This is a genomic window from Bradyrhizobium sp. AZCC 1693 (assembly GCF_036924745.1).
GTDB lineage: Bacteria > Pseudomonadota > Alphaproteobacteria > Rhizobiales > Xanthobacteraceae > Bradyrhizobium.
Map to the genome: position 1 here is coordinate 267,109 of NZ_JAZHSD010000001.1, position 26,270 is coordinate 293,378.

Genomic DNA, 26,270 nt, shown 5'->3' on the forward strand with positions numbered 1-26,270 from the left:
TTGCAACGGAATGTCGCGCTAAATAGCGGCGCGTCAAGGCGATATCTTTGCCTATTCAACGCGTTGCGATGGTAATTCTTCCCGGAACAAGAGGATGAAAAATCTGTTTTTCCCGCAGCCGCGCTTATGCGGTTTGAGGAGGAACGAGATGAAGAAACTGTTCATACTTGCGGCGGCGGCGTCGCTGGTTGCGACGATGGCCAACGCTCAGAGCACCACCGTCGAGACGACGACCGGCGCCGCTGGCGCGACAATCCGTATCGAGCCGGAGTATCGCACCCGCATCAAGAGTTACGTCATCGAGCACAAGATCCGCCCGGTGGAAACACAGGAAAGAATCATCGTCGGCGCCAAGGTACCGACCGATGTCGAACTCGTGCCGGTACCTTCGGATTGGGGCCCGTCAGTGACGAAGTATCGCTATGTCTACTCGAACGACCGCGTGATGCTGGTTGATCCCGCCACCCGCACCGTGGTGCATGAAATCGACTGATTGACTGACGCGTTGTTCATCAAAAAAGGGCCGCCCTGTTGGCGGCCCTTTCGATTCGATGCATCACCAATGATGCCAGTGGCGGCGATGGTAGAACCGCGGGCCATAGAACCGCGGACCACCATAGTAGGCGTATGCCGGGCGTATGACGCGACGGTAGCGAACGACGGGATAATAAGGCTCGTCGTAATATCCGCCATAGTAGGCCGGCGCATAGCCGCCGTAATATCCGCCGTAATAGCCGGGGTAGCCGCCATAATAGCCGTAACCTGGACCATAGGCATAGGCGCTCGACGCGATGCCGCCGATTAGCGCTCCCGCCAGAAGTCCGCCGGCCAGGCCTGGCCCCCATCCCCCGTGCCCCCACCGTGCTTCCGCAGGCGCCGGTGCCGCGATGGTGGCGAGGCCGAGGGTCGCTGCGGCGGCCAAGGCCAAAGGTGCTTTCCTCATGGAACGTACTCCTTTTCCCTAAAGACATTCGCTAAACACATTCGAGTGAAGTTCGTTGCGTAAGTATCGGCTTCCAAGCGGCTTTTGCGGCTGATTTAATTTTGATGAACGTGCGTTCAGGAGGCGATTTCGCGCGGGAGTCCATAATTGCAATGTTCCGCTTGGAACTTTGCGGCAGGAAAGGTATTCCGCACGGCTTCTCGCGCTGGTCAGCAAGAAGCCCTCCCAGCCGATGACCGCAGATGAATACCGCCTCAGTCGAAATCCAGAAAACCCGGCCGGCCGGACATCGGTGGCTGACGGCCCAGCCAGGCGAGATCGGGGACGGGACGGGCCGTCTCCGAACTGGCTGCAAGCAGGGCCTCGATCTCTCGGGCAACCGAAAGCGTTGCGACATCGCCGCCGCGCGGGCCGATGATCTGGATGCCGAACGGCAATCCGGCGCCGTCGCGGCCGGCCGGGATCGCCACCGCCGGGTGCCCGGCATTGGTGACGGCATAGGCCAGCGCCAGCCAATGGAAATAGCTTTTGGTCGGCGCGCCGTCGATCGCGGCCGGGTAGAGCTCCGACCACGGCCGTGGGCTGATCGTGACCGTGGGCGCAATGACAAAATCGTGCTCGCCGAAGAATTTCTGCCAGCTCCGATAAAGCGCAGTCTGCAGCGAGAGCGCACGCGCCACGTCGAGCGCGGAATATCCGAGCCCCTCGGCCACGTTGTCGCGAATATTGGGCCCCACCTTGTCCGGATACTTCTCGGCCAGTTCACGGTGACGCCCCAGAAATGCGACGGCGCGCAATATGCGAAACACCTCGTCGGCATGGCTGCAATCCGGATGGGTCCATTCGAGACTGCGGAAGGCCGATCCGAATGTGGCGAGCTTCTTCTTGAATGTCTCGGCGATGGCGCGCTCCGTCGGCGCAAACCCGAAATCGCAGGTCGCCGCGATCCGCAAGCCGGCGAGATCGGTCCTTGGCGGATCGCGGTAGGTCGCACGCTCGGGCGCTCCGCCGGCGTGCAGGATCGCCGACAGCGGATCGCGCGCGTCGCGATCCAGCATGCAGGAAAGCATCAGGCAGGCGTCGGATACATTTCTGGCCATCGGCCCGAGCTGCGAGATCTGCAGCCAGGCCATGTTGCGGCTGTTGCTGGCGATCAGCCCGGGCGAGGGGCGGAAACCGACGACCCCGCAGAACGCTGCGGGGTTCCTGACCGAGCCTCCCGTGTCCGAACCGGTCGCCAGCGGCACCATGCCGGTGGCAAGCGCTACCGCCGATCCGCCGGATGAGCCGGCGGCGGAGCGTTCGGGATTGAACGGGTTGCCGGTGGCGCCGTGAAGCGCATTGCGGGTGTTGCCGCCCGCGCCCCATTCGGGGACGTTGGTCTTGCCGACGACGATGGCGCCGGCGCGCTTCAGCATTGCAACGATGGCTTCGTCGTCTTTCGCGATATTGTCGGCGAACAGCACGCTGCCGAAGCTCGTCGGCAACCCCTTGGCGTCGATCAGGTCCTTGACCCCGAGCGGAAGTCCGTGCAGCGCGCCGAGGTCATCGGCGCGCATCACGGCGGCCTCGCTCTCCTGCGCCGTTGCGCGCGCGGTCTCGAACGAGCGCGCAATGACCGCATTGACGGCCGGATCGATCGCCTCGATGCGCCGGATGCAACTGTCCATGAGTTCGACCGGCGAAAACTTGCGCTCGCCGATCAGCGCCCGGGCTGCTACCGCGGGCAGATCGCACGGCTCGGTCATGTCAGGACTACTCTTCCTTGATCCCGCCCTCGCGGGCCAGTTCCTTCATCGCAGCCGTTTCCTTGGCGATGAAACCCGGCCAGTCCGCATAGCGCTTGAAAGCGGGTTCATACCCGACCTTCAGGAAACGCTCGATCACCGAAGGGCTGGCGATCGCCTCTTCCAGCGTCGAGGCCAGCCGGTCGCGAATGGCCGGCGGGACACCCTTGGGCACCACGATGGTACCCCATGAGACAAGATCGATATTGGGATAACCGAGTTCGGCGAGCGTCGGAACGTCGGGAAGGAACTGCGAGCGTTTGGCGGAAAACACCGCGAGCGGGCGAACCGTGCCGGCTTCGATTTGCGGCCTGATCGCGATCACGGTGTCGACGTGGTACTCGATGTGCTTGCCCATCAGGTCGTTCATCGCCGGCGCACTGCCCCTGTAGGGCAGGTGCACCATCTTGATGCCGGCACTCGATTTGAAGAGCTCGCCGGCAAAATGCGAAATGGTGGCCACGCCAAAGGAGGCCAGCGACAGCTTGTCGGGATTGGCCTTTGCCGCCGCGACCAGCGCAGCAACGTCCTTGATCGGATTGTCGCGATGGGTGACCAGCACCATCGTGATGGTGCCGGTCTGGGCGATCGGCTCGAAATCCTTGGCGCTGTCGTACGGCACGTTCTCCTTCACCGCATTCTGCAAGGTGAACGTCGAATTCGAGCTGGAGAACAGGGTGTATCCATCGGGAGCCGCGTTGGCGACCTCCTTGGCTGCGATCGTGGTGCCGCCACCGGGGCGGTTGAGCACGATCACGGGCTTGCCCAGGCGTGCCTCGAGTTCGCCGGCAACGATGCGCCCCACGACGTCGGAGGCGCCGCCGGCCGGAAAGGGCACGATCAACTGGAGCGGTTTTTCGGGGTAGCTGCCTTGCGCCGTTGCGGTCGACGCACAACCCATCACCCAGGCCGACGCGATCGCGGCCGCCAGAAACATCCTTATCATTCGAAACAGGCCTCCTGTCTTCCTTAACCCCCGGCAATTCGCGCCGGGGTTCTAGGCGACAGCCATCCCGGATCGATGGAGCAGGCTCCCCTGAATCGACCTCCCGATCAACCCTGTTGTTTGGTCACCCTGTTGTTTGGTCGCTACCAGCCCTCCAGCACGATCTTGCCGCGCGACTTGCCGCTTTCCAAAAGCGCATGCGCGCGCTTGAGGCTAGCCGCGTTGATGGTGCCGAAGGTCTGGTCGAGCGTGGTGCGCAGCACGCCCTTGTCGATCAGGTCTGCCACATCGTTGAGCAGATGGTGCTGCGCAATCATGTCCGGCGTCTGGAACGACGAACGCGTGAACATCGATTCCCAGTGGATCGAGACCGCCTTGCCCTTGAAGGCAGAGACGGTGAATTCCGGGGGATCGTCGATCAGGCCGAACTTGCCTTGCGGCGCCATGAAATCGGCGATCGCCTTGTAGTGCTGGTCGGTAAAGGTGAGGCTCGCAACCAGCGCCACCGGCGGCACTTTCAGCTTCTCGATCTGCTCCTTCATAGGTTTGGAGTGATCGATCACGGCATGCGCGCCGAGGTCGAGGCACCATTTCTGCGATTCCGGACGCGTCGCGGTCGCGACCACCGTCAGCCCGGTGAGGCGGCGCGCAAGCTGAATCAGGATCGAGCCGACGCCACCGGCGCCGCCGGTGATCAAGAGCGTGCGCGGATCGACGCTCTTGCCCGGCACGGCGCTGAGCCGGTCGAACAGCAATTCCCAGGCGGTGATCGAGGTGAGCGGCAGCGCTGCGGCCTGCGCGAACGATAGCGACTTTGGCTTCTTGCCGACGATCCGTTCGTCGACCAGATGATATTCCGCATTGGTGCCCTGGCGCAGGATCGAGCCGGCGTAGAACACTTCGTCGCCCGCCTTGAACAGGGTCACGTCGGGGCCGACTGCATCGACGATGCCGGCGGCATCATAACCCAGGATCTTTGTCTCGCCCTCGGGCGGAGCGGCGCGCTTGCGGACCTTGTAATCGACCGGGTTGGCCGAGATCGCCTTGACGGCAACCCTGATGTCGCGGCCCTTCGGTTCCGGCTTGGCGGTTTCGAAATCGATCAGCGAATCCGCGTGCTCGATGGGGAGTGATTTTCGGTATCCGACGGCCTTCATGTCCGTGCCCTCCTGGTTTGCTTGATTGAGCGGTTGAGCCTAACTGTCGCGCTGGCATCCACTTGGCAAGTACTGTAAATTCGGGGAACTAGTCCCTGTTTGGATACTATTGGAAAATTGTCTATGAAACGGCGGAATTTTGCCCATCGGCCGGGTTGCGCGGTCGAGGCTACGCTCGATCTGATCGACGGCAAGTGGAAAGGCGTGATCCTGTTTCACCTGCAGGCCGGCACCCAGCGCTTTGGGGAGTTGCGGCGGCGGATGCCAGGGATTACCCAGCGCATGCTGACCAAGCAGCTTCGGGCGCTCGAGGACGACAAGCTCGTGATCCGCAAGGTCTATGCCGAGGTGCCGCCGCGGGTCGAATACACGCTGTCTGAGATCGGCGTGAGCCTGCGGCCGGTGATCGAGACGCTGCGGGCGTGGGGCGAGGGCCATCAGGAACGGCTATCCTGTGCGCCGGCGCCAGACGTCGTCAAAACGCCCGATCGCGCGGCGTAGCTGCCGGTATTGGGTCCATATAATCTTCTCTCGTTGCCGCCGCGCGACTATATGTGTGGCGCCAAATTCCAGGATTTTCGCATGAATTTGATCCGCTCTTTCGCCCTGCTGCTGGCCTCGGCAGTCGTCGCAACGCCTGCGCTGGCGCAGGACCGGCGCGTGCCGTCCTCGGGCGCCGAGTTGCGGCTGTCCTACGCGCCGATCGTGCAGCGCGCGCAGCCGGCGGTGGTGAACGTCTATGCCGCCAAGACCGTGCAGAACCGCAACCCGCTGCTGGACGACCCGCTCTTCCGCCGCTTCTTCGGCGTGCCCGGCCAGCAGCCCGAGCAGATGCAGCGCTCGCTCGGATCGGGCGTGATGGTCGATCCAACAGGGCTCGTGGTCACCAACAACCACGTCATCGAAGGCGCCGACCAGGTCAAGATTTCGCTTGCCGACAAGCGTGAGTTCGAGGCCGAAATCGTGCTGAAGGACAGCCGTACCGATCTGGCCGTGCTGCGCGTGAAGGACGGAAAAGACAAATTCGCGACGCTGGACTTCGCCAATTCCGATGAACTGCTGGTCGGCGACGTCGTGCTCGCGATCGGCAATCCCTTCGGCGTCGGCCAGACCGTGACGCACGGCATCGTCTCGGCGCTGGCGCGGACGCAGGTTGGCATCACCGACTACCAGTTCTTCATCCAGACCGATGCGGCGATCAATCCCGGCAATTCCGGCGGCGCGCTGGTCGACATGACCGGCAAGCTCGCCGGCATCAACACCGCGATCTTTTCGCGCTCCGGCGGTTCGCAGGGCATCGGCTTTGCGATTCCCGCCAACATGGTGCGCGTCGTGGTGGCGTCGGCCAAGAGCGGCGGCAAGGCCGTCAGGCGGCCATGGCTTGGCGCGAAGCTCCAGGCGGTGACGCCGGAGATCGCCGACACGCTGGGGCTGAAACTGCCGAACGGCGCATTGATCGCCAATGTCGCACCGAACAGCCCGGCGGCGCGCGCCGGTCTGAAACCGTCCGACCTGATCGTCGCGATCGAAGGGCAGACAATCGACGATCCCAATGCGTTCGATTACCGCTTCGCCACCAGGCCGCTCGGCGGCGGTGCGCAAATCGACGTGCAGCGTGCCGGGAAGCTCGTCAAGGTCACGGTGCCGCTGGAGACCGCGCCCGACACCAACCGCGACGAAATCGTGCTCACCGCGCGTTCGCCGTTCCAGGGCGCGAAGGTCGCCAACATTTCGCCGGCGGTCGCCGATGAGCTGCATCTGGATTCCCAGACCGAGGGCGTCGTGGTGATCGACCTTGCCGATGATGGAACGGCTGCCAGCGTCGGCTTCCAGAAGGGCGACATCATCCTTGCCGTCAACAACCAGAAGATCGCCAGGACCAGCGACCTCGACAAGGCCTCGAAAGCATCATCCAGGCTCTGGCGCATCGTCGTGGTGCGCGGCGGTCAGCAGATCAACGTGACGCTGGGCGGATGAGCCCCAAGCAACCGCGCGAGGCAACCAACCTCTTTGCCGCGGCAGGGATGGAGCAGGACGCGCCGCGTCCGCTGCCCGACCGGCTGCGGCCGCGCACGCTCGCCGAGGTCGTTGGACAGGACCACATCCTTGGTCCCGACGGCGCGCTGACGCGCATGCTGGAGACGCGCACGCTGGGCTCGCTGGTGTTCTGGGGGCCGCCCGGCACCGGCAAGACCACCGTGGCGCGGCTGTTGGCGGATGCCACCGAGCTGCATTTCGAGCAGATTTCCGCGGTGTTTTCCGGCGTCGCCGACCTCAAGAAGGTGTTCGACGCTGCCCGCGCCCGGCGCGAGATGGGCAAGGGCACGCTGCTGTTCGTCGACGAGGTGCACCGTTTCAACCGCGCCCAGCAGGATTCATTTCTGCCCGTGATGGAAGACGGCACCGTGGTGCTGGTCGGCGCCACCACGGAAAATCCGTCGTTCGAGCTCAACGCCGCGCTGCTATCGCGGGCGCGGGTGCTGGTGTTCCATTCGCTCGATGTCGCCGCGATCGAAAAACTGTTTGCGCATGCCGAGAAGATCGAGGGGAGGAGGCTGCCGCTCGATGCGGAGGCGCGCGCCGTGCTGGTGCGGATGGCTGATGGCGACGGCCGCGCCGCGCTGACCCTGGCCGAAGAGGTCTGGCGCGCCGCGCGCAAGGACGAAATCTTCAATGCTGCGCAGTTGCAGGAAATTTTGCAGCGCCGCGCGCCGATCTACGACAAGTCCGCCGACGGCCATTACAATTTGATCTCGGCGCTGCATAAATCGGTGCGCGGCTCCGATCCTGATGCGGCGCTGTATTACCTCGCGCGCATGCTGGACGCCGGCGAGGACCCCTTGTTTTTGGCACGGCGCGTGGTGCGGATGGCGGTCGAGGATATCGGTCTCGCCGACCCGCAGGCACTGGTGATCTGCAACGCCGCCAAGGATGCGTTCGACTTCCTTGGGTCTCCCGAAGGCGAGCTCGCGATCGCGCAGGCGGTGATCTATCTGGCCACCGCGCCGAAATCGAACGCCGCCTACAAGGCGTTCGGCGCTGCGATGCGCGCGGCGAAAGAGGGCGGTTCGCTGCTGCCGCCAAAGCATATTCTGAATTCGCCAACCAAGCTGATGAAGTCGGAAGGCTATGGTACCGGCTACGAATACGACCACGACGCGCCGGACGCCTTCTCCGGGCAGGACTACTTTCCGGAAGCGCTGGGGCGGCAAACCTTCTACGATCCGCCCGATCGCGGGTTTGAGCGTGAAATCCGCAAGCGGCTGGATTATTGGGCGAAGTTGCGAAAGGAACGTGAGCGCGAATGAACAGTTTCGGGAACTATCTTGCACAGACCATTCGCGCTGTCGCCTTTGTGGCGACGCTGGCGCCTACGGTTGCGGCTACCGCTGAGACCGTCGAAGTGGTGCCGGGCGTACAAGTGACGAAGCGGACGTATTCCGCGCCGATCAACGAGCAGCCATTTTTCGGATTTGCGGCCAAGAATTCCGAGGAGAAGGCCGCCGACGATAAATTTGTAGACGCCATCGTTGGAGCCACCGGCTCGCGTGAAAAGGCTTTCGAGGAAGCAACCAAGCGGGCCTGGATAGCGATAAATGCCGGCAGGATACGGGAAGCCGCGCTGCGATTTAATCAGGCCTTTCTCGTTTCACCTGAACAGAGCAGCGTCTATCATGGCTTCGCGGTGATAGCCCAAGCTCGCTTCAATGATTTGGATGCTGCGGACGAGCTCTTCAGGATCGCGCTCAAGCAGCCTCATCCGGTGAAGGCGCTCCATGCCGATTATGGCCGCTTCCTGCTGATCGCCAAGCGGCCGCGCGATGCGCTGTCGGTGCTGGAACAGGCGGTCAAGGAGGCGCCGGATTTCGGCGACGCCTGGACCAATCTCGCCTGGGCGCGCTTCCAGAACGGTGACCCGGTTGCGGCCTGCACGGCGGCGGAGGAGGCTGCCAAGCACCGCCCATCCAACAATTCCATGGGCGACCTGACGGCGGTGAGAAACGTCGCGCAGTGCAAATAGCTCGGGCGGCTTAGACTACCGGGCGACGCGGTTGTGATGCAGCAGCGAAACGGCGCGTGGCCAAGTCGCTGAACCGCGCCATTCGCCGCAACGTCTTTCGTGTCAAGCGGACCTTACTTCGTAGACACGAATGCTCGAAATGTGGGGATTGCCCTGGGCCATCTTCTCGGCGTCGTCGAGATTTGCCGCGTTGACGATCGTGAAGCCGGTGATGGAGTCGGGCCCGAGCGGAAGGTCCCTCGTTCCGCCCTTCGAGATCTCGCGACCATTGCCGAAGCCGCCCATGTCAACGGTATGCGGCTTGGTCGCTTCGAACCATTTGCCCCAGGCGGCCATGATTTCCGGGGTGGGCTTCTCAAATCCGTAATGCAACAGCACAAACTTCTTCATGGGCTACTCCTTTTCACCGGTCGGGGCATTTGCTTTCCCTTGGGGGACTTCGCTTTCGGTGCGATTGCCTCGGCATACCGCAGCGAAAGATCGATCCAGGATGCGCGGCTGCGCGGGTCGGCCAGCAGTTCGTCGGGCAATCGCACATATTCACGCATCGGCCGGCCCGGCATGGGCTCGAAGGGCCGTTCGCCGAATTCGGCGCTGAACCGGGCGCGATCCTTGTCCGATAGCCGTATGATGAAATCGTTCTGATGCAGCCCGATAAAGAGGTTTCCGTTGGCGAAGGCCGCCGGGTAGCCGAACATCTTGCGGCGGGAAACACTTGTGCCTGACGGAACCGACGTCTCGAACAGATCGATCAGCGACTGCGGTGATTTCGTCCAGGCCACCGGTCCCTCCCGTCAGTTTGCAGCGGGCGTGATGCGCCGGCGATCCGCGGGGTCGAACAGAAGGGGAAGCTTGCGGACGAGCGCCATGGCGCCGGTTACCCTGGCGCGCTTCGCCTCAATCGCATCCTGAAGCGATACGCTCATTCCGACAATCTGCAGCACCGCGTCGAACGGGGCTTCCAGCGTCCCCTTGCAATCGGTGAGGCCTCTCTGAATCGTCGTCCCGACGCTGCTGCCCGCGACGGTGAAGCCGGCCGATTTCTTGCCATGGGTGACCACGAGGCCGACGTTGATTTCCGGCACGGGCGAGCGCTTCGCAATAGCGTCAAGGCCGAGCAGCACCCAGTCAGGCTCGAACGTGTCGCCCGGTACCGGCGGGAACAGGAAGCGGCCGCCCCAGCGGATCAACTCCCGGATCGCGGGCTGAATCTCCCGGCCGATCTCCGTCAGCTCGTACACCTGCGCATTGACCGGAGGCGGCAAGGCCGTCCGCCTTACGACGTTGCATTCGGTCAGGGCGGTGAGGCGCGTTGTCAGCAAGGTGGGGCTCATGCCGTCAAGATGATCCAGGAGATCGCCAAATCGCTTCGGCCCGAGAAGAAGCTCCCGAATGATCAGGAGAGTCCATCGCTCGCCGATGATTTCCGCCGCGCGGGCAAGTGCGCAGAATTGCGGGTAGTGCAGGTTGCTCATGCCTTTAGGTCGGTTTCCTCCGCATCATCTTCGGTAGGCGAGCGCAATCAATGGCCCCACGACGGCGAATTGCAGGATCGTGAAGGCGGTTTCGAGCAGCACATAATCCGGCACGGAAGCCATCACATTCTTGGCTCCGACCGCGAGCGTGGTGAATGACCACGACAGCAGGCCCGCGCCAAGACCGTACAACAGCCCGTCCTTCACGAAGGAGCCGCTGCCTTGGATGAATACACGTGGGAACAGCCACGAGAAGATCGCACCCTGGATGATCATCGAAGCCAGTCCGAAGGCGATTACCGGCTCGTCGCGATAGATTTGGAGCGCGTGGTACTTCTGCTCGAACAGGACGAGATGCCAGACGTAGGCGATCGGAAAGGACGGAAGCAGATAGGCGGCAAATCCAAGCCAAAAGCTGCGGACGCCGGTTGGGCGGGCAACGTCAGATGTCGCTGACATCGGAAAGCTCCAGCTTACTACATTTTTTATAGTATGCAGTACAAAATCTGGAGTCAACTGTTCATGGGTGACGGAGCCCTCAGGCGCAACGGCGGTTCCGGGTGTGGGGCGCGCAATGCGCGCCCTCATTCGAAAGCTATTTCCCCGTCTTCACGAAATCGAGGATCTCATCGACAAGGCGCGTATCCACCGCGTTGATCGCATACACTTCCGACATATGGCTGTGCTGCGGCACCATCGTCGCCCGCGCGCACCCGTTCGGCCCCTTGCAGGCGGCCTGCTTCAGCAGATTGAACTGCTCGACGAAGCGCGGCGGGTCGAGTTCGGCGGCGGCGATCATCAGCGGGGCCTTCGTTGTCAGCAAACCCTGAAGCGAGGAGCGCTCGGCATAGCGCGATGGGTCGGAGCCGAAATAGGCAATCTCGGGATCGCCGAGCGGCGAAGCGTTCAGGTCGTAGATGCCTGACACCATCACCGCGCCGGCAAGGCCGCCGTCTTTCACCTTGTAGAACTCCGGATGCGACACGTAGTTGGCGACATGAATCGCGCCGGCCGAATGCCCCATCAGGTAGATGCGCGCGGGGTCCCCGCCACGCTCGCCGATCTTGCCGGCGACCCATGCCACGACGGCGGCGAGATCTTCGGCGCCCGCCGGGTAGGGCGATTGCGGCGCCAGCCGATAGGTGGCGTTGACGCCGACAAAGCCGTTTTGGACGGCCCACAGCATGACATTGTCGTAGAACGGGCTGGTCGGCGTTGTCCGCTTGTTGCCGCCGACGAAGGCGCCGCCGTGAACGAAGATCAGCACCGGTCGGGCTGATGCCGCCGTCTCCGGCGTGAAGACATCGAGCAGATGGCGATCGGCCGGCCCGTATTTGACCTCGCGCTCGGTCTTGACGCCCTGGTACGGTTCCTTCTGCTGCATCGGCGCGAACAGCGCAGCGGTCTTGGGCGGATCGACGACGCGGCCGATTTCCAGGAGCTTCCAGACGAGATCCTCCGACATCGGGGCTTGCTGCGCGGCGGCGGCCGTGCTGGCGAGGACAGCCGCAAGCGCAGCCAGCGCCAATCTCGAGAATGCCATCCGCGATACTCCTTCGTTTCTTCTGGGTTCGGCCTAACATGGCCGATCCCGTCGCCAATTTGTACCGATTTCACCGTGACGATTCGCTGCATTTGCGCTACCGAAAGGCTCACCTTTGGAGCCGGAACCAGATGAGCCGCCGCGACCGAAAACCGCTAGCCAAGTCGCGTTCGCCGGGCGATCGCCCCAAAGGGGCTACTCCCTTTCGCAACAAGAAGTCCGGTGACGGGCCGCAGGGCAATCGCCCCGGCGGCAAGTCCGCACGGTTTGCCGAGCCGCGCCGGACGAAGCCGGCGCCGTTCGTTCCCGAGCCCGAGAAGATCGCCCCCGAGCCGCCGCCGCTGCCGACCAAGGTTCAGACCGTCGTCGTGACCGCCGACGAGAACAACATGCGCGTCGACCGCTTCCTCGAGGCGCGCTTTCCGGGGCTTTCGTTCTCCCACATCCAGCGCATCGTTCGCAAAGGCGAGTTGCGCGTCAACGGCAAGCGCGCCGACAGCAAGGACAGGCTTGAGGAAGGCCAGAGTATCCGCATTCCGCCACTGAAGCTCGACACGCCGAAAGGCGCGGGTCAGCTCTCGGAAGCTGCAACCAAGACGCTGCAAGCCGTCAAGGACATGATCCTCTTCGAGGACGCCGACGTCATGGTACTGAACAAGCCCGCTGGGCTCGCCGTGCAGGGCGGCTCCGGCATCACGCGAAACGTCGACGACATGCTGGAAGTGATGCGCGACGCCAAGGGGCAGAAGCCGCGGCTGGTGCACCGGCTGGACCGGGAAACGTCGGGCTGTCTATTGATTGCAAAAACCCGCTTTGCCGCCACCGCCTTGACCGGCTCGTTCCGCCATCGCTCGGCGCGCAAGATTTACTGGGCGCTGGTTGCCGGCGTGCCGAAGCCGAAGCAGGGCCGCATCTCGACCTACCTTGCCAAGGAAGAGAGCGAGGACGACAGCATCATGCGGGTTGCAAAACACGGCGACGAGGGCGCCAGCCACGCGGTGACCTACTATGCCGTGGTCGAGACCTCCGCCCAAAAACTCGCCTGGGTATCGCTGAAGCCGGTCACCGGGCGAACCCATCAATTGCGCGCCCATATGGCCCATATCGACCACGCCATTGTCGGCGATCCCAAATATTTCAACAAGGAGAACTGGGCGCTGCCGGGTGGCCTGCAGAACCGGCTGCATCTGTTGGCGCGGCGGATCGTGATCCCGCATCCGCGTGGCGGCGTGATCGATGTCAGCGCGCCGCTGCCGCCGCACATGCTGCAGTCCTGGAATCTGCTGGGGCTTGAGCATGACCGGTTCGATCCGATCGAGAACGCGCCGGAGGAATGACGCGGGGCGCGCAACAACGATCAAACGGCAAACACGCTGATTTGATATTGCGCGGTCCAGGCGGTCTCTAACATCAGGCCGCCCGGAGCAACCTTGGGAATGCCGCGCATGAACGGAAATCTGGTCCGCCTCGCGTTTTGCTTTTTCGTTCTGATCGGGGCCGCCGGTGCGAGTGCGCCGGCCAACGCGCAGACCCTCGCTCTCGTCGGCGGCAAGGTCTACGCCTTGCCCGACGCCGCGCCGCTTCCCGATGCGGTCATTATCGCCTCCGACGGCGTCATTGCCGCGATCGGCAGCCGCAGCGACGTGCAGATTCCGTCCGATGCGCGCGTCATTGATTGCACCGGCAAGACGGTGGTGGCCGGCTTCTGGAACAGCCATGTCCATTTCACGGAAGCCGTCTGGAAGAACGCAGGCTCTGCTCCCGCCGCGCCGCTACAAGAGCATATGCGGGAGATGCTGACGCGGTGGGGTTTTACGACCGTCTGGGATCTTGGCTCAGACGGGCAAGATACCCTGGCATTGCGCCGCAGGGTCAACGCCGGCGAGGTGCCGGGCCCGAATATCTATTCGACACTCGACATCTTCCCCAAGGATGGCCATCCCGTCTATCTCCCGGCCGAAATGCAACTGCCGGAGGCTGCGACGCCCGACGAGGCCGCTCAGTTGGCGCGCAGGTATATCGGCGTGCTCGATGGCGTGAAGCTGTTCACCGGCTCCTTCAAGGGCTCCGGCAAGCCGGTCGTGAACATGGATCCGGCCGTCGCCAAGGCAGCCGTCGACGTGGCGCATGCCGCGGGCAAGCCGGTGTTCGCCCATCCGCAAAACATGGCGGGCGTAGACACGGTCATCGCGGCTGGCGTCGACATCATGGCTCACACGGTGGCCGGCGAACCGGTCTATTCGCCCGGGCAACTCGCGCGTTTCAAGCAGCAGGGCATTGCCCTGGTTCCAACATTGTCGCTGTTTGCAAAACTGCCGGTCGGACCTGATATCGCGGCCCGCCTCGTCGCTACGACCGTCAATCAGGTCAAGGCGTTCTCCGACAATGGCGGTCCGGTCCTGTTCGGCACTGACATCGGCTTCACGACGTATTACGACACCACGCTCGAATATGAACTGATGCACCGCGCGCTGTCCGAACGCCAGATCCTGGCGTCGCTGACGACCAACCCCGCGCAGTATTTCAAGGCCGCGACGAAGGGGCGGGTCGAGAAGGGGTTTGACGCCGACGTCGTGGTGCTCGACGGCGATCCCACCGCCGATGTCACCAATCTCGCCAAGGTTGCCTACACCATCCGCGCCGGCAAGGTGATCTATCAAAAACCCTGACGCCGGCGGAACCAGCAGCATCGCAACCATCGCCGCAAGTTCCTCATCGGCTTTATTTGCATCCACCGTTATCGTATTGTCAGACCTGAATTTATCGCCGCCCGCGGGAAGCTGAACACGAGATGCGTGAACTATTCGATGAAGTCGCCGGACATTCTCCGCTCGATCCGGAGGAGGCGGTGCGACGCGCCACGCGCACGCCCCAGCGCAAGCGGTTCTACAAGGAGGCCGGCACGGCCGTGGCGGATGGCGGGTTTTCCGTCACGCTGGACGGCAAGCCGATCCGCACGCCTTCCGGCCGCCAGGTGGTGGCGCCGACCGGCGCCATTGCGGAAGCGATCGCCGCCGAATGGAATGCGCAAGGCGAGACCATCGATCCCCTGACCATGCCGCTGACGCGTTTTGCCAACAGCGTCGCCGAGGTCACCGACCGCGTCGATGCCGTGGCCGACGATGTCGCAAAATATCTCGGCACGGATCTGCTGTTCTACCGCGCCGACCATCCCGAGGCGCTGGTCGCGCGCGAAGCCGCGCATTGGGACCCGGTGCTGTCCTGGGCCGCGAACGAACTAGGCGCCCATTTCATCCTGTCCGAGGGCATCGTGCATGCCGCCCAGCCGGCGCAGGCGATCAAGGCCGCCCGCGGCGTGTTTCCGGCCGACCCCTGGTCGGTGGCCGCCCTGCATGTGGTGACGACGCTCACGGGCTCCGCGCTGCTGGCGTTGGCATTGCTGCACGGCGTCCGCGATCCCGATCAGGTCTGGACCGCCGCCCATGTCGATGAGGACTGGAACGCCGAAAAATGGGGCGTGGACGAGGAGGTGGCGGCCCGCCGGGCCGCCCGGCTGGTCGATTTCCGGGCAGCGGTGACCATTCTCAGGGAATTGAATCCCGGCGGGCCTTCCTCGCGCTGAGATTGGCTTCCGCCCACCGCGACGGAACACGCTTGGCATCGAAGCCTTCGTGGGCAGCGCAAGCCGGTCGCCTGCCGCGAATCGGGGCGATGTGCTAGCATAAGTTGCACGTATCGACATGGTGACGGCGCATTGTCTGGACGATCGCGCGTCGGCAACTTCCAGACGAAACGATTATCGCCGCGAGTTGCGCTCATCAAAACTGTTGACCGCGGATATACGAATGACCGTTTTCAAACCGGGAAATCTCGTGGTGCTGAAATCCGGCGGTCCGATCATGACCGTGGATGCGGTGAACACCGACATTTTCGATGACAACAAAGTCACGGGCATCGTCTGCGTCTGGTTCGTCGGCGAGAAGCTTCAGCGCGTACGGTTCGGACAGGATGCGATCGAACCCGCACGGTTGCAAAAGACCTCTTCAAGAAAACGAAAGGCGCGTTTGGAGGAGGTCGCCGGTGAGTACAAGATGGTTCTTGATGAGATGGTCGGCGCCATGAACGCCCCGGCGGATACCGAGAGCGATGTTTCAAGGGAGGTTGCGGGACAACCGGAGTCCGCAAAGACCGTTGCTGAACAATCGGACACGGCGCCGGCTCCCAACGATGTCGCTGCCTGACGGATCGAAGGTGGAATTGCCGGTACTAAGAGGCCCGAAAGGGCAGAGTATTAACGAGAGGTTTACGACGCCGGGTTAGTCTCTAGTCTGGCCGAGACCTCTTGATATGGCGATATCAATCAATCCCGTTCTCCCGGTGCTATCAGCCCAAGAGGCTGGCGGCATTGCGCCCGAGCTCGTGCTGCAGCCGGGAAGTGTCGTCAACGCCCAGGTTCTGAAAGTGCTGTCCGCCGATCTGGTGCGGATTGCCATCGCCAGCCTCTCGATCGATGTGGCCTCGGAAATCCCGTTGCAGCAGGGCCAGAACCTGCAGCTTGCGGTCATGCAGACCAGGGACGGCATCCGCCTCGCCGTGGTCGGGCAGGGCGGCGATGCCGCGGGCACCGCAGCCGACGCCGTCACCTTGTCGCCCGATGCGCTGGCCGATGCGGCCGTCACTCGGCCGGCCATCGTGTCACCGAAGAACGTGCTGACGCCGCTGGAGCGCGTAGCCGTCTCAGCAGCCGCGCAAGCCGCGGTCACCGAACAGGACAGCCTGGCGCCGTTGTTTGCCAATCTGGGTGCGGCGGTTTCCTCCAGCAATCTGCCGCCGAAATTGCAGGCGGCGATCGCGCAGGTGCTGGCGCAACAGACGAGCCTCGACCAAAACCTCGACGGCGGTGACATCAAGACGGCGTTCCAGAAATCCGGAATTTTTCTCGAGGCGTCGCTGGCGGCTGGCTCGGTCCCCGCGAGCGGCGTTCCCGATCTCAAGGCCGCGCTGATCGTGCTTCGCCAGACGCTGCAGTCGGCGCTTGGCAGCAACGCAACAGCCGCGACGCCCGTTACGCCCCCCGCGGCGGATGCAGCGGCGCCACACGTCGCTGCGGCAAGCCTTGCGCCGTCTTCGTCGCCCAATCTCGATGTCCAGGAAATCCTGCTGCCGCAGGCACGGTTGGTGGTCGCCGAAAACCTCGCGCTGGCCGGCCAGGCCGCGCGCAGTCCGCTTGCGGCTGCGCTTGACGCAGGACCTTCGGCCGGTGCGACCTTGAACCTGCTGCAGGAAGCGCTGCAGGAGCTTGGCACCCCGGCGCGGGCAGCCGCCCCGTCGAAAGAGGTTCGTGGCGCGGACGTGGCCTTTCACACCAACACGCCGCCGCCGCCGCCCGTCCGCGGCGCGCTTCCGGCCGCCCAGCCCATCGCACAGCCCACCATCGCGCCGCATGCGCCGCTCGAGGCGACCGCGCATCATCTGCTCGATGACACCGATGCCGCCATCGCGCGGCAAACCCTGCTGCAGGTGGCCTCCCTGCCGGATCGTATCGACAATTCGGCGCCGAAGGCCGACATGACCGTGCCACGCTGGAATTTCGAAATTCCGTTCGCAACGCCGCAGGGCACGGCGATGGCGCAGTTCGAGATTTCCCGCGATGGCGGCGGCGAGGGCGTCGAGGCGGCCAAGCGGGTATGGCGCGCGCGATTTTCCCTCGACGTCGAGCCGGCCGGTCCGGTTCATGCGCTGATATCGCTGACCGGCGAAAAGACCTCGGTGCGGATCTGGGCCGAACGGCCTGCTACGGCAGAGCAACTACGCGCCGAAACCTCGCAGCTCAGCCAGGCGCTCAGCCGCGCCGAGTTGCAGCCAGGCGATATCGTGATCCGCGACGGCGCGCCGCCACAGCCCGCACCTACCGCCCGTGCCGGCCATTTTCTGGACCGCGCGCTATGAGCGTCGAGATCAGGAACAAGCTTGCGGTCGCGCTGCACTACGACAAGACCGGCGCCCCACGGGTCGTGGCGAAGGGCAAGGGCGTCATCGGTGCCAGGATCATCGCCGTCGCCCGGGAACATGACATCCCGATCGAGGAGAACGAGGTTCTGGCGGGCGCCTTGTCCCATGTCGAGATCGGCGACGAAATTCCGCCGGACCTCTACAAGGCGGTCGCCGAAGTGCTGATCTTCGTGCTGCGGCTGTCGGGGCGGATCCGGTGATTGAGAATGGTTGCCCGCGTCGCTACTCGATTCCCCACACATGAGGATCGAGAAGTCCTGCCGACGGCTTGATCTCATCAATGTTGACCGGACGCCGCGTCATGCGGACCGCGATCCATTCCTTCACCACCTCCGGCCCCTCCACGGCACGCCACCGCCAATGATCCTTCAGCGTAACGCCGTCGCTCGTCAGGCACCTTGATCGGCTGACGTCCCAAAATGTGAACAAGTAGAACCAACGGCAGGTCTCGCCAAGGATCGTCTCCGAGCGGTTTGTTTCGTGCCACATTGCGGGCGTTGTGGTCGCCGCATCCTCCGGCGCAGATGCCGGCCGGGTGATGGCGAGCCGCTTGGGTGCGCCTAATTCGTCCCAGACATATTCAAAGCCCATCCGACCAGAATCATGCACGATCTCAAGCTTGCGGCGTACGCCGCTTACAGTTTCCTCTATTGACTGCCACTGACCGCGCTGGCGCGTTGTTCGAACCGATTTTCCTGCATCGGCGGACTGGCCCGAAAGCTCCATAGTTATTTCATAGCCGAGTATTCCCGATGCTCCCAAAGTTGGCGCATCTCGATCCCACCAATCCAGGATCAAGAGCGAGCGCGAGGGCTTCACCTCGTCCGCTGTGACCGTCCGGCGCTCCACGCGCGTTGCCTCGGCGAATGTAATTACCTTGTTTCCGAAGGTGGACCTCTGCCACAACTCAATGCCGTCATCCGTGACGCAGCTCAGATGGAAAGAGCCCGAGTCGCTGGGGGCCCCTTCACTGGGTCTCGATACTTCCCACACCGTGCAGGTCTCGTCGAGATGCGCCTGCCGTTCCCCGGTATTGCGAGGCCGGTAGCCACGATAAGATAGATCAATGCCACCACGACTGAGAAATGTCGATGACACCCTGCGCTGATCATGGACTGAAACGACGCCATTGACGGAGTAATACGCGACGAAACGGTAGGTGCCTTCAATTCGATCTACACGGGTCCAATCTCCGTGATGAGTCACACTTCGTTTGGCGACCTCCTTGCCATACATGCTCTCGACCATGGTGACGACATAGTCAGGTTGCGGGGAGATCGGCGCAAACGGCAGATTGGCCATCGCAGAGGCGACAGCGGGGACGAAGATCGCCGGTACAAGAAAGATCTTTCGCAAAGCAAACTTTCCAAAGGTGTTGGCGGCACGCGCTGTAATAGCGTTGAGTTGTACCGCAATCCTTGGCGCGTCTGGAAGGGAGGTGCATCCTGGTATTTCGATTGTCATTGTTTTACCACGATGCCATCTGCATCGTTTTCTCACGTTCCTCAACCAGCTCGGATACCACCGTGATCAATCGCCGCCATGCGCTCGGCCTACTCACCGCCGCGAGCATTCTTCCCACCCGCAGTTTCGCCAACGTCTCCTACCAGCGCAGCGAGTTTCGCGACGATCTGGCCAAGCGGTTTTTCGACCTCGGCACGACAGGTACCTTCGTCGCCTACAAGGTAGATGATTACCTGATCATCGCCAGCGACAAGGTGCGCTCGGGCGAGGGCAGGCTGCCGGCCTCGACCTTCAAGATTCCGAATTCGATCATCGCGCTGGAGACCGGCGTGGTCGAGGACCCCGACAAGGACGTCTTCAAGTGGGACGGCGTGACGCGCAGCATCGAGCCCTGGAACAAGGACCACACGCTGCGCTCGGCGATCGCGGTGTCCGCGGTGCCGGTCTATCAGGAGATCGCCCGGCGCATCGGGGCCGAGCGCATGCAGAAATATGTCGACCTGTTCGACTATGGCAACCGCGACATCGGCGGCGGCATCGACCAGTTCTGGCTCACGGGAAATCTTCGCATCGATCCCGTCCAGCAGATCGATTTCGTCGACCGGCTGCGGCGCGGCGTGCTGCCGGTCTCGAAGCGCAGCCAGAAGCTGACGCGTGACATCCTGCCCGTGACGAAAGTCGGCGACGCCACCATCCGCGCCAAGAGCGGCCTTCTGGGAGCGGAGCAAGGCAAGCCGTCATTGGGCTGGATGGTCGGCTGGGTCGAGAAGGGCTCTTCCACCACCGTGTTCGCCATGAACATGGACTGCAAGGAGCAAAGCCACATCGCCGCCCGTATGACGGTGACGCAGCAATGCCTTGCCGATATCGTGGCCTATTGACGGGCTGATCTGCGCGGTCTCGGCTGGTGCGCGGGGGCGAGTTGAACTAGCATGCCCTGACTACCAGAGGGGGTGTGCATGCCGGATCGTCGCTCGGTATTGCTGGGAGGCTTGGCGCTTGCGCTTCGGCCAGCCTGGGGCTGGGCGCAGACCCCAGCGGACCAGGATATTGCTGCCATCCTCAAGGAGAGGGTGGATGTTGGGCGTGACACGCTGGGCCTTGTTGCCGCCTTCCTCGACGGGGATCGGCGCAGCGTCACCGTGTACGGGCAATCCGATCCGGCAAACAATCGCGCGCTCGACGCTGACACGGTTTTCGAGATCGGCTCGATCACCAAGGTGTTCACCGCGCTGTTGTTTGCCGACATGGTCTTGCGCGGGGAGGTCGCACCAGATGACCCCGCGGCCAAATATCTGCCTGATAGCGTCAAGGTGCCGGATTTCGAGGGTGCGCCGATCACGCTCCTTGACCTTGCGACCTACACATCGGGCCTGCCGCGGATGCCCTCCAATTTCGCGCCGAAAGATCCGAACAATCCCTACATCGATTACACGGCCGATCGGCTCTACGATTATCTCTCGAACCACAAGCTCGGCTTCAAGCCGGGCAAGCACTACGAATACGCCAATCTCGGTTTCGGCCTGCTGGGTCACATTCTGGAGCGGTGCGCTGGCAGGAGTTATGAGGAACTGGTCGTCTCTCGCATTTGCGCGCCGCTTGGCATGGACGATACACGCATCACGCTTTCGAGTTCGATGCAGCAACGTCTGGCGCGCGGCCATAACGCCGGTTTGACGCCCGTCGCGAACTGGGATTTTTCGGCGCTCGCCGGTGCGGGCGCGCTGCGTTCGACGGCGAACGACCTGATGAAATTTCTCCGGACGTGCATGAATCCCGCTGACGAGCCGATTGCCGCCGCGCTGAAGATGACGCTTTCCGAACGTCGTCCAAGGGCGAAGGAGCGTGACGTGGCGCTGGGTTGGTTCGTCGCGTCGCGGTTCGGCGATGAGTTGGTCTGGAAGGACGGCGGCACCGGTGGCTATGCCACCTTCATCGGCTACTCGACCAAAACCCGGCGAAACTGTATCCTTCTCTCCAATGCGGCCGCATACGGCGCTAATACCGCGCTAGCCACGCATCTCATCAACACGGCGTACCCGCTGCCGAAACTTCGCCGTGAGGTGCCAATCGATCCGCAAATTCTCGCAACCTATGTCGGGCGTTACGAATTGACGCCGGATTTTGTGCTGACCGTGCGCGCCGACGGCGGCCGGCTGTTTATCCAGGCCACGAAGCAGTTGGAATATGAGGTGTTCGCCGAGAGCGAGCGGAATTTCTTCTATCGCGTGGTCGACGCCCAGATCACTTTTGATCCCAGCGACAACGGCGTGTCCCGTTCGCTGACATTGCATCAGAACGGCCGCGACCGGCCGGGACGCCGGGTGCCTTAGCATCAGTTCATCCACGCCAACGTCGTCGCAATTTAGCTCGCGGCTAACGCCGGTTCAGCGCCAGCGAGACGGACGTGATGTTGGCGCCCTGAGGCTGGATGGACACCGTCTGGCGGCCGCCACGCGTCGTCAACGACAGGTTGGCCGAAAAGCTGTCGCCTCGCGCTGCAACCTCGACGTGATCGCCGGCCGCGCGTCCGGAAAGCGTGCCGGATGCATTGCGGCTTGCTTCGGTCCATGAACCCCTGATCGCACCACCGCGGTATTCAACTTCGCTTGCGAGATCGAATTTGTAGCTCTCGCTCGCACAGGTCAGATTGAGCCGAAGCTGATCGCCGGCCCCGTCGACGTCGTACGATGCGCGGCAACGCAACCGCTCTTGTTGTCCGTCGCTCGTGCTCAGAACGCCGCTGCCTGACCATGTACCTGCCATGGCGACGAAAGGCGAGACAGGTGCGGCCAGCGCCGTGCAGCCGGGCAGGCTTAGCACAGCAAGCAGCAACACCCTTTGAGTGAGACTGGATCCAGACATGTTGATGGCCTCCATTTCGGTATGGCCATCAACGCCGGAATCGCAAACAGGTTCATCGGTTCCACCGCCACCCGGCTTGGGCGGCGGGTTCCACCGCGCAGCTATCCCAGCTTGAGCAACGCCTGCAGGAATTCGCTCACCGCTTTTCGCGCTTCCTGCGCGGTTGCCGGATTGCCGCCGACGTGCGGATTGAGTGAGATGCAGGCGTCCTGGTAGGTGAAGGGCGCCTTGGTATCGTCGTTCATCAGAACACCGCCTTCGCCCTCCTTGAGCCGGCAGTTGCGCGCCGACTGGGCATTGGCTGACACGACGACCGTGCTGAGGCCGAGCAGGCCGGCATCGAAGCCGTGTGCGGAATCCGGATATTCCGTCAGCACCGCGTCGCGTTTCGCTTCCTGCAAGCGGGCGAGATAGGCCTTGCAGCTTGCGACCGGGTTATAGTCGTCGGGCGTGCCGTGAAAAATCCGGACCGGACGCGCCACGGTCTCGGTATCGGTGGCATAGCTGGTCGAGCAGTCCGGATAGAACGGAATATAGGCGGCGAACTGCGCGCCTGACTTGTTCCAGAGCTTGTGGAAGCGCTCGAGGCTGGCGTAGAGCGTGGCCTGTCCGCCGCGCGAAAATCCCATCAGCACGATCCGGTCAGGATCGACGCGCGGATGTTTGGCGAGGATTTCCAGCGAACGGTAGATATCGACGATGAAATTGAGCCGGCCGAGCAGCGCCTGGTTGGGACCGACCGCCGTCAGCCCGCGGCCGCTGAAGCCGTCGATCACGAAGGTCGAAATCCCCATCGTATTGAGATGGCGCACCCACGGGTCCATGCCGGCGCCGACGCCGCTCGATCCATGCATCAGCACTACGACCGGAAGTTTTCCGCTTCCTTGCGCGATGCGGAATTCGCCGGCAACCGTGACCTGCTTGCCGTTGGCGTCGCCGGTAAGGAATTGCTGGTCGGAAATCGTCAGCGACGGGATCGCGTAGATTTCGGTCCGCGCCGCGACGTCCTTTGGCATCGATTGCGCTGAGGTTTCGATGCAGGTGAACAATAGCCCCGTGCAGAAAATCGTGGCCGCAGCCGCGACGCGCCAATCCGTCAGCATTGATCCCCCCAAATTTTATTGCTGTGGCAGCTTTGGGTGGGACTACATCAAGCGGCCAATCGCCTGTCAATTCGGAAGCTTGCCGATCCGTCCCATATGGGTGAAGCCAAACCCGCTGGCATATTTCAGGCCGTAGCCGAGCGCGCGGTCGAAGCCGATATGGGCTAGCCAGATCATGGCGATCGAGAGGATGAGCGGCGAGGCGGTGCCAAAGCCGGTCGTCATCATCGCCATCGGCGCGAGATAGCTGTGGGCTGCGTTGTAGATGAGGGCGCCGAAGCGGGGTCCCGACAGGTAGGCCGCAAAGCTCAGATCGGGCACGAAGAACAGCAGGGCGTAAACCCACCAGTCGCCATCCCAGATATAATAAAGCAGCGTCATACCGATAAAGAGCGCTAATCCTTCCAGCCGGAGCACCATGCGCACGCCCCCGGTAACGGCGCCTGAGGTGTCGGCGCTTGCAGTATCGGTCATTCCATTCCCCTGATCAGGATGGGCATATAGGGCGTGCCGGATGGCGGTACCAGAGGCCGGAAGGGGTGTTTCCGCTTCCGAAAAGGCCGTGTTAGAACCCCCTCAAATCGTTACCCAAAAGGCGGGCGGGAGCAGCATGAAGGATATCCTGGACACCCTCGAAGAACGGCGCGCCGGCGCCAAGCTCGGCGGCGGCGAGAAGCGCATCGAGGCGCAGCACGCCCGCGGAAAATTGACCGCGCGGGAGCGCATCGAACTGCTGCTCGACAAGGGCTCGTTCGAGGAATTCGACATGTTCGTCGAGCACCGCTCGACCGAATTCGGCATGGAGAAGTCAAAAGTGCCGGGCGACGGTGTCGTCACCGGCTGGGGCACGGTAAACGGCCGCAAGACCTTTGTGTTCGCCAAGGATTTTACCGTGTTCGGCGGCTCGCTGTCCGAGACCCACGCGCTGAAAATCACAAAACTGCAGGACATGGCGATGAAGGCGAGGGCGCCGATCATCGGCCTCTATGACGCCGGCGGCGCGCGCATCCAGGAAGGCGTCGCGGCGCTCGCGGGCTATTCCTACGTGTTCCGCCGCAACGTCATCGCCTCGGGCGTGATCCCGCAGATATCTGTCATCATGGGCCCCTGCGCCGGCGGCGACGTCTACTCGCCCGCGATGACCGACTTCATCTTCATGGTGAAGAACACCTCTTACATGTTCGTCACCGGCCCCGACGTGGTGAAGACCGTCACCAACGAGGTGGTGACGGCCGAAGAGCTCGGCGGCGCCTCGGTGCACGCCACGCGCTCCTCGATCGCCGACGGCGCGTTCGAGAATGACGTCGAGACCCTGTTGCAGATGCGCCGGCTGATCGACTTCCTGCCGTCCAACAACACCGACGGCGTGCCGGAATGGCCGAGCTTTGACGACATCGAGCGCGTGGACATGTCGCTCGATACGCTGATCCCCGACAATCCGAACAAGCCCTACGACATGAAGGAGCTGATCCAGAAGGTCGTGGACGAGGGCGACTTTTTCGAAATCTCGGAAACCTTTGCCCGGAACATCGTCACCGGCTTCGGCCGCATCGCCGGCCGCACCGTGGGCATCGTCGCCAACCAGCCGATGGTGCTGGCGGGCGTGCTCGACTCCGACGCCTCCCGCAAGGCCGCGCGCTTTGTTCGTTTTTGTGACGCCTTCAACATCCCGATCGTGACGTTTGTGGACGTGCCAGGCTTCCTGCCGGGCACGGCGCAAGAGTATGGCGGCCTGATCAAGCACGGCGCGAAACTGCTGTTCGCCTATTCGCAATGCACCGTGCCGCTCGTCACCATCATCACCAGAAAGGCCTATGGCGGCGCCTTCGACGTCATGGCGTCGAAGGAAATCGGCGCCGACATGAATTACGCCTGGCCGACCGCCCAGATCGCGGTGATGGGCGCCAAGGGCGCGGTCGAAATCATCTTCCGCAGCGACATGAACGATCCCGACGCGATCGCCAAGCGAACCAAGGAATACGAAGACCGCTTCCTGTCACCGTTCATCGCCGCCGAGCGCGGCTACATCGACGACGTCATCATGCCGCATTCGACACGGAGGCGGATCGCGCGGGCGCTGGCGATGTTGAAGGACAAGAAGGTCGAGATGCCGGCGAAGAAGCACGACAATTTGCCGTTGTGATGGGAATGCGTATGGTGGGTTAGCCGAAGGCGTAACCCACCGGCCGAACCGACCGCGCATCGAGACTTCGGTGGGTTACGCTACGATAACCCACCCTGCGAAGCTTAGGCCTACTTCGCCGTAAACGCAGTTTGCAGGGTGGGCCACGCTTCCGCCTTCGCTCTTCCGAGCTTCGGCAGACAAGCTAACCCGCCCCACATTATTCTCCCGCGAGCGGCGCTACGCCGCCCTGTTTTGCTGCTTCATAAATTCCGTTGCGCGCTTCTTGAGCTCGGCAGGCGAAACGTCCTCGACGTGGGTGCCGATGTGCCAGTGATTGCCGGCCGGGTCCGCCACGCCGCCGCTGCGGTCGCCATAGAACATGTCCGAAGGCTCCATCACCGACGTGCCGCCGGCCTTCAGCGCCTTCTGGTAAACCGCATCCACATTGGGCACGTAGAGGTGCAGCATGGCCGAAGTGGCCTTTGCGCGCTCGGAAGCATCGGAAATCATCACCACGGAATCACCGATCTTGAGCTCCGCGTGCATGATCTTGCCGTCGGGTCGCATCATCGGCTCGAACACGAATTGCGCGCCGAATGCGTTCTTCATGAACTGGACGATCCTTTCCGCGCCGTCGACGACGAGATAAGGCGTGAGAGTGTGATATCCTTCGGGAACGGGCTTTACTTTGCTTGCCATCGCTGTCTCCTCTGGTTTGGATGACGCCTGCAGCAGAATGACCCAACATCCCCCTTTGTCTTTTAGATTTTCACGCGGTTGTTTGTAGAAAGTGTGACGGTCTCATTGCCGCGACGGCGGGTCCGCGGGCAGCTCGCGTTGCGGTGGTTCCGCGTTATATTCATGCTCC

At 62.9% G+C, this 26,270-nt stretch carries 28 protein-coding genes; 14 read left to right on the top strand and 14 right to left on the bottom strand.

Annotation, left to right across the window (positions count from 1 at the left end; genetic code table 11):
- Positions 1 to 148: 148 nt before the first annotated feature.
- Positions 149 to 493: a DUF1236 domain-containing protein gene (locus tag V1293_RS01340; protein WP_334505994.1), complete on the top strand. Its 345-nt coding sequence runs from the start codon at positions 149 to 151 to the stop codon at positions 491 to 493.
- A gap of 63 nt (positions 494 to 556) precedes the next feature.
- Here the strand turns inward: V1293_RS01340 and V1293_RS01345 are convergent, their stop codons facing one another.
- The 4 genes from V1293_RS01345 to V1293_RS01360 form a co-directional block, all read right to left on the bottom strand.
- A complete protein-coding gene (locus V1293_RS01345; RefSeq protein ID WP_334505996.1) occupies positions 557 to 943 on the bottom strand; it encodes a hypothetical protein in 387 nt (128 codons plus the stop codon).
- A gap of 254 nt (positions 944 to 1,197) precedes the next feature.
- A complete protein-coding gene (locus tag V1293_RS01350; protein WP_334505999.1) occupies positions 1,198 to 2,691 on the bottom strand; it encodes an amidase in 1,494 nt (497 codons plus the stop codon).
- Between the two features lie 7 nt (positions 2,692 to 2,698).
- The gene (locus tag V1293_RS01355) at positions 2,699 to 3,676 is read right to left on the bottom strand and encodes a Bug family tripartite tricarboxylate transporter substrate binding protein (RefSeq protein WP_334506001.1); all 978 of its coding nucleotides are present in this window, start codon (positions 3,674 to 3,676) and stop codon (positions 2,699 to 2,701) included.
- A 143-nt stretch (positions 3,677 to 3,819) separates the two neighbouring features.
- Complete coding sequence (locus tag V1293_RS01360; RefSeq protein ID WP_334506004.1) at positions 3,820 to 4,833, bottom strand: zinc-binding alcohol dehydrogenase family protein; 1,014 nt, start codon at positions 4,831 to 4,833, stop codon at positions 3,820 to 3,822.
- A gap of 123 nt (positions 4,834 to 4,956) precedes the next feature.
- On the opposite strand from V1293_RS01360, the gene V1293_RS01365 reads away from it, so the two are divergent.
- The 4 genes from V1293_RS01365 to V1293_RS01380 all read left to right on the top strand — a co-directional run bounded on the left by V1293_RS01365 (position 4,957) and on the right by V1293_RS01380 (position 8,854).
- Positions 4,957 to 5,334: a winged helix-turn-helix transcriptional regulator gene (locus V1293_RS01365; RefSeq protein WP_334506006.1), complete on the top strand. Its 378-nt coding sequence runs from the start codon at positions 4,957 to 4,959 to the stop codon at positions 5,332 to 5,334.
- 81 nt (positions 5,335 to 5,415) lie between these two features.
- Complete coding sequence (locus tag V1293_RS01370; RefSeq protein ID WP_334506008.1) at positions 5,416 to 6,810, top strand: DegQ family serine endoprotease; 1,395 nt, start codon at positions 5,416 to 5,418, stop codon at positions 6,808 to 6,810.
- The gene (locus V1293_RS01375; protein WP_334506010.1) at positions 6,807 to 8,141 is read left to right on the top strand and encodes a replication-associated recombination protein A; all 1,335 of its coding nucleotides are present in this window, start codon (positions 6,807 to 6,809) and stop codon (positions 8,139 to 8,141) included. The genes V1293_RS01370 and V1293_RS01375 overlap by 4 nt, the downstream gene beginning before the upstream one ends.
- Before the next feature lie 47 nt (positions 8,142 to 8,188).
- Positions 8,189 to 8,854: a tetratricopeptide repeat protein gene (locus V1293_RS01380; RefSeq protein ID WP_334506012.1), complete on the top strand. Its 666-nt coding sequence runs from the start codon at positions 8,189 to 8,191 to the stop codon at positions 8,852 to 8,854.
- Positions 8,855 to 8,956: 102 nt separating this feature from the next.
- On the opposite strand, the gene V1293_RS01385 is transcribed toward V1293_RS01380, so the two are convergent.
- The 5 genes from V1293_RS01385 to V1293_RS01405 form a co-directional block, all read right to left on the bottom strand.
- Complete coding sequence (locus V1293_RS01385) at positions 8,957 to 9,244, bottom strand: hypothetical protein (RefSeq protein ID WP_334506014.1); 288 nt, start codon at positions 9,242 to 9,244, stop codon at positions 8,957 to 8,959.
- The gene (locus tag V1293_RS01390) at positions 9,241 to 9,636 is read right to left on the bottom strand and encodes a TfoX/Sxy family protein (protein ID WP_334506016.1); all 396 of its coding nucleotides are present in this window, start codon (positions 9,634 to 9,636) and stop codon (positions 9,241 to 9,243) included. Before V1293_RS01390 ends, V1293_RS01385 begins: the two co-directional genes overlap by 4 nt.
- Positions 9,637 to 9,648: 12 nt before the next feature.
- Positions 9,649 to 10,329, bottom strand: coding sequence for a winged helix-turn-helix transcriptional regulator (locus tag V1293_RS01395; RefSeq protein ID WP_334506018.1), 681 nt, complete (start codon positions 10,327 to 10,329; stop codon positions 9,649 to 9,651).
- Positions 10,330 to 10,353: 24 nt separating this feature from the next.
- On the bottom strand, positions 10,354 to 10,788 hold the full coding sequence (locus tag V1293_RS01400) for a hypothetical protein (RefSeq protein WP_334506020.1): 435 nt from the start codon (positions 10,786 to 10,788) through the stop codon (positions 10,354 to 10,356).
- Between the two features lie 136 nt (positions 10,789 to 10,924).
- On the bottom strand, positions 10,925 to 11,872 hold the full coding sequence (locus V1293_RS01405; protein WP_334506022.1) for an alpha/beta hydrolase: 948 nt from the start codon (positions 11,870 to 11,872) through the stop codon (positions 10,925 to 10,927).
- Between the two features lie 131 nt (positions 11,873 to 12,003).
- Between V1293_RS01405 and V1293_RS01410 the strand changes: the two genes are divergently transcribed.
- The 6 genes from V1293_RS01410 (at position 12,004) to V1293_RS01435 (ending at position 18,045) form a co-directional block, all read left to right on the top strand.
- Positions 12,004 to 13,209: an RluA family pseudouridine synthase gene (locus V1293_RS01410; RefSeq protein WP_334506024.1), complete on the top strand. Its 1,206-nt coding sequence runs from the start codon at positions 12,004 to 12,006 to the stop codon at positions 13,207 to 13,209.
- A gap of 108 nt (positions 13,210 to 13,317) precedes the next feature.
- Entirely contained in the window at positions 13,318 to 14,541 is a 1,224-nt protein-coding gene (locus V1293_RS01415; RefSeq protein ID WP_334506026.1) for an amidohydrolase family protein, read from the top strand.
- A gap of 122 nt (positions 14,542 to 14,663) precedes the next feature.
- Positions 14,664 to 15,455 carry an ATP12 family chaperone protein gene (locus tag V1293_RS01420; protein ID WP_334506028.1) on the top strand — a complete coding sequence of 264 codons (792 nt, stop codon included), beginning with the start codon at positions 14,664 to 14,666 and terminating at the stop codon, positions 15,453 to 15,455.
- A 223-nt stretch (positions 15,456 to 15,678) separates the two neighbouring features.
- Positions 15,679 to 16,074 (top strand): DUF2158 domain-containing protein, encoded by a 396-nt coding sequence (locus tag V1293_RS01425; protein ID WP_334506030.1) that lies wholly within the window; start codon positions 15,679 to 15,681, stop codon positions 16,072 to 16,074.
- A gap of 106 nt (positions 16,075 to 16,180) precedes the next feature.
- Positions 16,181 to 17,782 (top strand): flagellar hook-length control protein FliK, encoded by a 1,602-nt coding sequence (gene fliK, locus V1293_RS01430; RefSeq protein WP_334506032.1) that lies wholly within the window; start codon positions 16,181 to 16,183, stop codon positions 17,780 to 17,782.
- Positions 17,779 to 18,045: an EscU/YscU/HrcU family type III secretion system export apparatus switch protein gene (locus V1293_RS01435; RefSeq protein ID WP_334506034.1), complete on the top strand. Its 267-nt coding sequence runs from the start codon at positions 17,779 to 17,781 to the stop codon at positions 18,043 to 18,045. The genes fliK and V1293_RS01435 overlap by 4 nt, the downstream gene beginning before the upstream one ends.
- Positions 18,046 to 18,067: 22 nt before the next feature.
- Here V1293_RS01435 and V1293_RS01440 read toward each other — a convergent pair whose 3' ends face one another.
- Positions 18,068 to 19,309, bottom strand: a complete 1,242-nt coding sequence (locus V1293_RS01440; protein WP_334506035.1) for a hypothetical protein — start codon at positions 19,307 to 19,309, stop codon at positions 18,068 to 18,070.
- A 62-nt stretch (positions 19,310 to 19,371) separates the two neighbouring features.
- On the opposite strand from V1293_RS01440, the gene blaOXA reads away from it, so the two are divergent.
- Together blaOXA and V1293_RS01450 are read left to right on the top strand one after the other, a co-directional pair.
- The gene (gene blaOXA / locus V1293_RS01445; protein WP_334506036.1) at positions 19,372 to 20,190 is read left to right on the top strand and encodes a class D beta-lactamase; all 819 of its coding nucleotides are present in this window, start codon (positions 19,372 to 19,374) and stop codon (positions 20,188 to 20,190) included.
- 78 nt (positions 20,191 to 20,268) lie between these two features.
- Positions 20,269 to 21,642, top strand: a complete 1,374-nt coding sequence (locus V1293_RS01450) for a serine hydrolase (RefSeq protein WP_334506037.1) — start codon at positions 20,269 to 20,271, stop codon at positions 21,640 to 21,642.
- A gap of 43 nt (positions 21,643 to 21,685) precedes the next feature.
- Here V1293_RS01450 and V1293_RS01455 read toward each other — a convergent pair whose 3' ends face one another.
- From V1293_RS01455 to V1293_RS01465, 3 genes are all read right to left on the bottom strand, one after another.
- Positions 21,686 to 22,189 (bottom strand): hypothetical protein, encoded by a 504-nt coding sequence (locus V1293_RS01455; protein ID WP_334506038.1) that lies wholly within the window; start codon positions 22,187 to 22,189, stop codon positions 21,686 to 21,688.
- A gap of 86 nt (positions 22,190 to 22,275) precedes the next feature.
- Positions 22,276 to 23,277: a dienelactone hydrolase family protein gene (locus tag V1293_RS01460; RefSeq protein WP_334506040.1), complete on the bottom strand. Its 1,002-nt coding sequence runs from the start codon at positions 23,275 to 23,277 to the stop codon at positions 22,276 to 22,278.
- A 66-nt stretch (positions 23,278 to 23,343) separates the two neighbouring features.
- Positions 23,344 to 23,751 (bottom strand): DUF4260 domain-containing protein, encoded by a 408-nt coding sequence (locus tag V1293_RS01465; protein ID WP_334506041.1) that lies wholly within the window; start codon positions 23,749 to 23,751, stop codon positions 23,344 to 23,346.
- A 136-nt stretch (positions 23,752 to 23,887) separates the two neighbouring features.
- Here V1293_RS01465 and V1293_RS01470 point away from each other — a divergent pair, with 136 nt between their 5' ends.
- Complete coding sequence (locus tag V1293_RS01470) at positions 23,888 to 25,420, top strand: acyl-CoA carboxylase subunit beta (protein WP_334506042.1); 1,533 nt, start codon at positions 23,888 to 23,890, stop codon at positions 25,418 to 25,420.
- A 219-nt stretch (positions 25,421 to 25,639) separates the two neighbouring features.
- Here the strand turns inward: V1293_RS01470 and V1293_RS01475 are convergent, their stop codons facing one another.
- Positions 25,640 to 26,101 (bottom strand): VOC family protein, encoded by a 462-nt coding sequence (locus tag V1293_RS01475; protein ID WP_334506043.1) that lies wholly within the window; start codon positions 26,099 to 26,101, stop codon positions 25,640 to 25,642.
- Between the last annotated feature and the right edge of the window lie 169 nt (positions 26,102 to 26,270).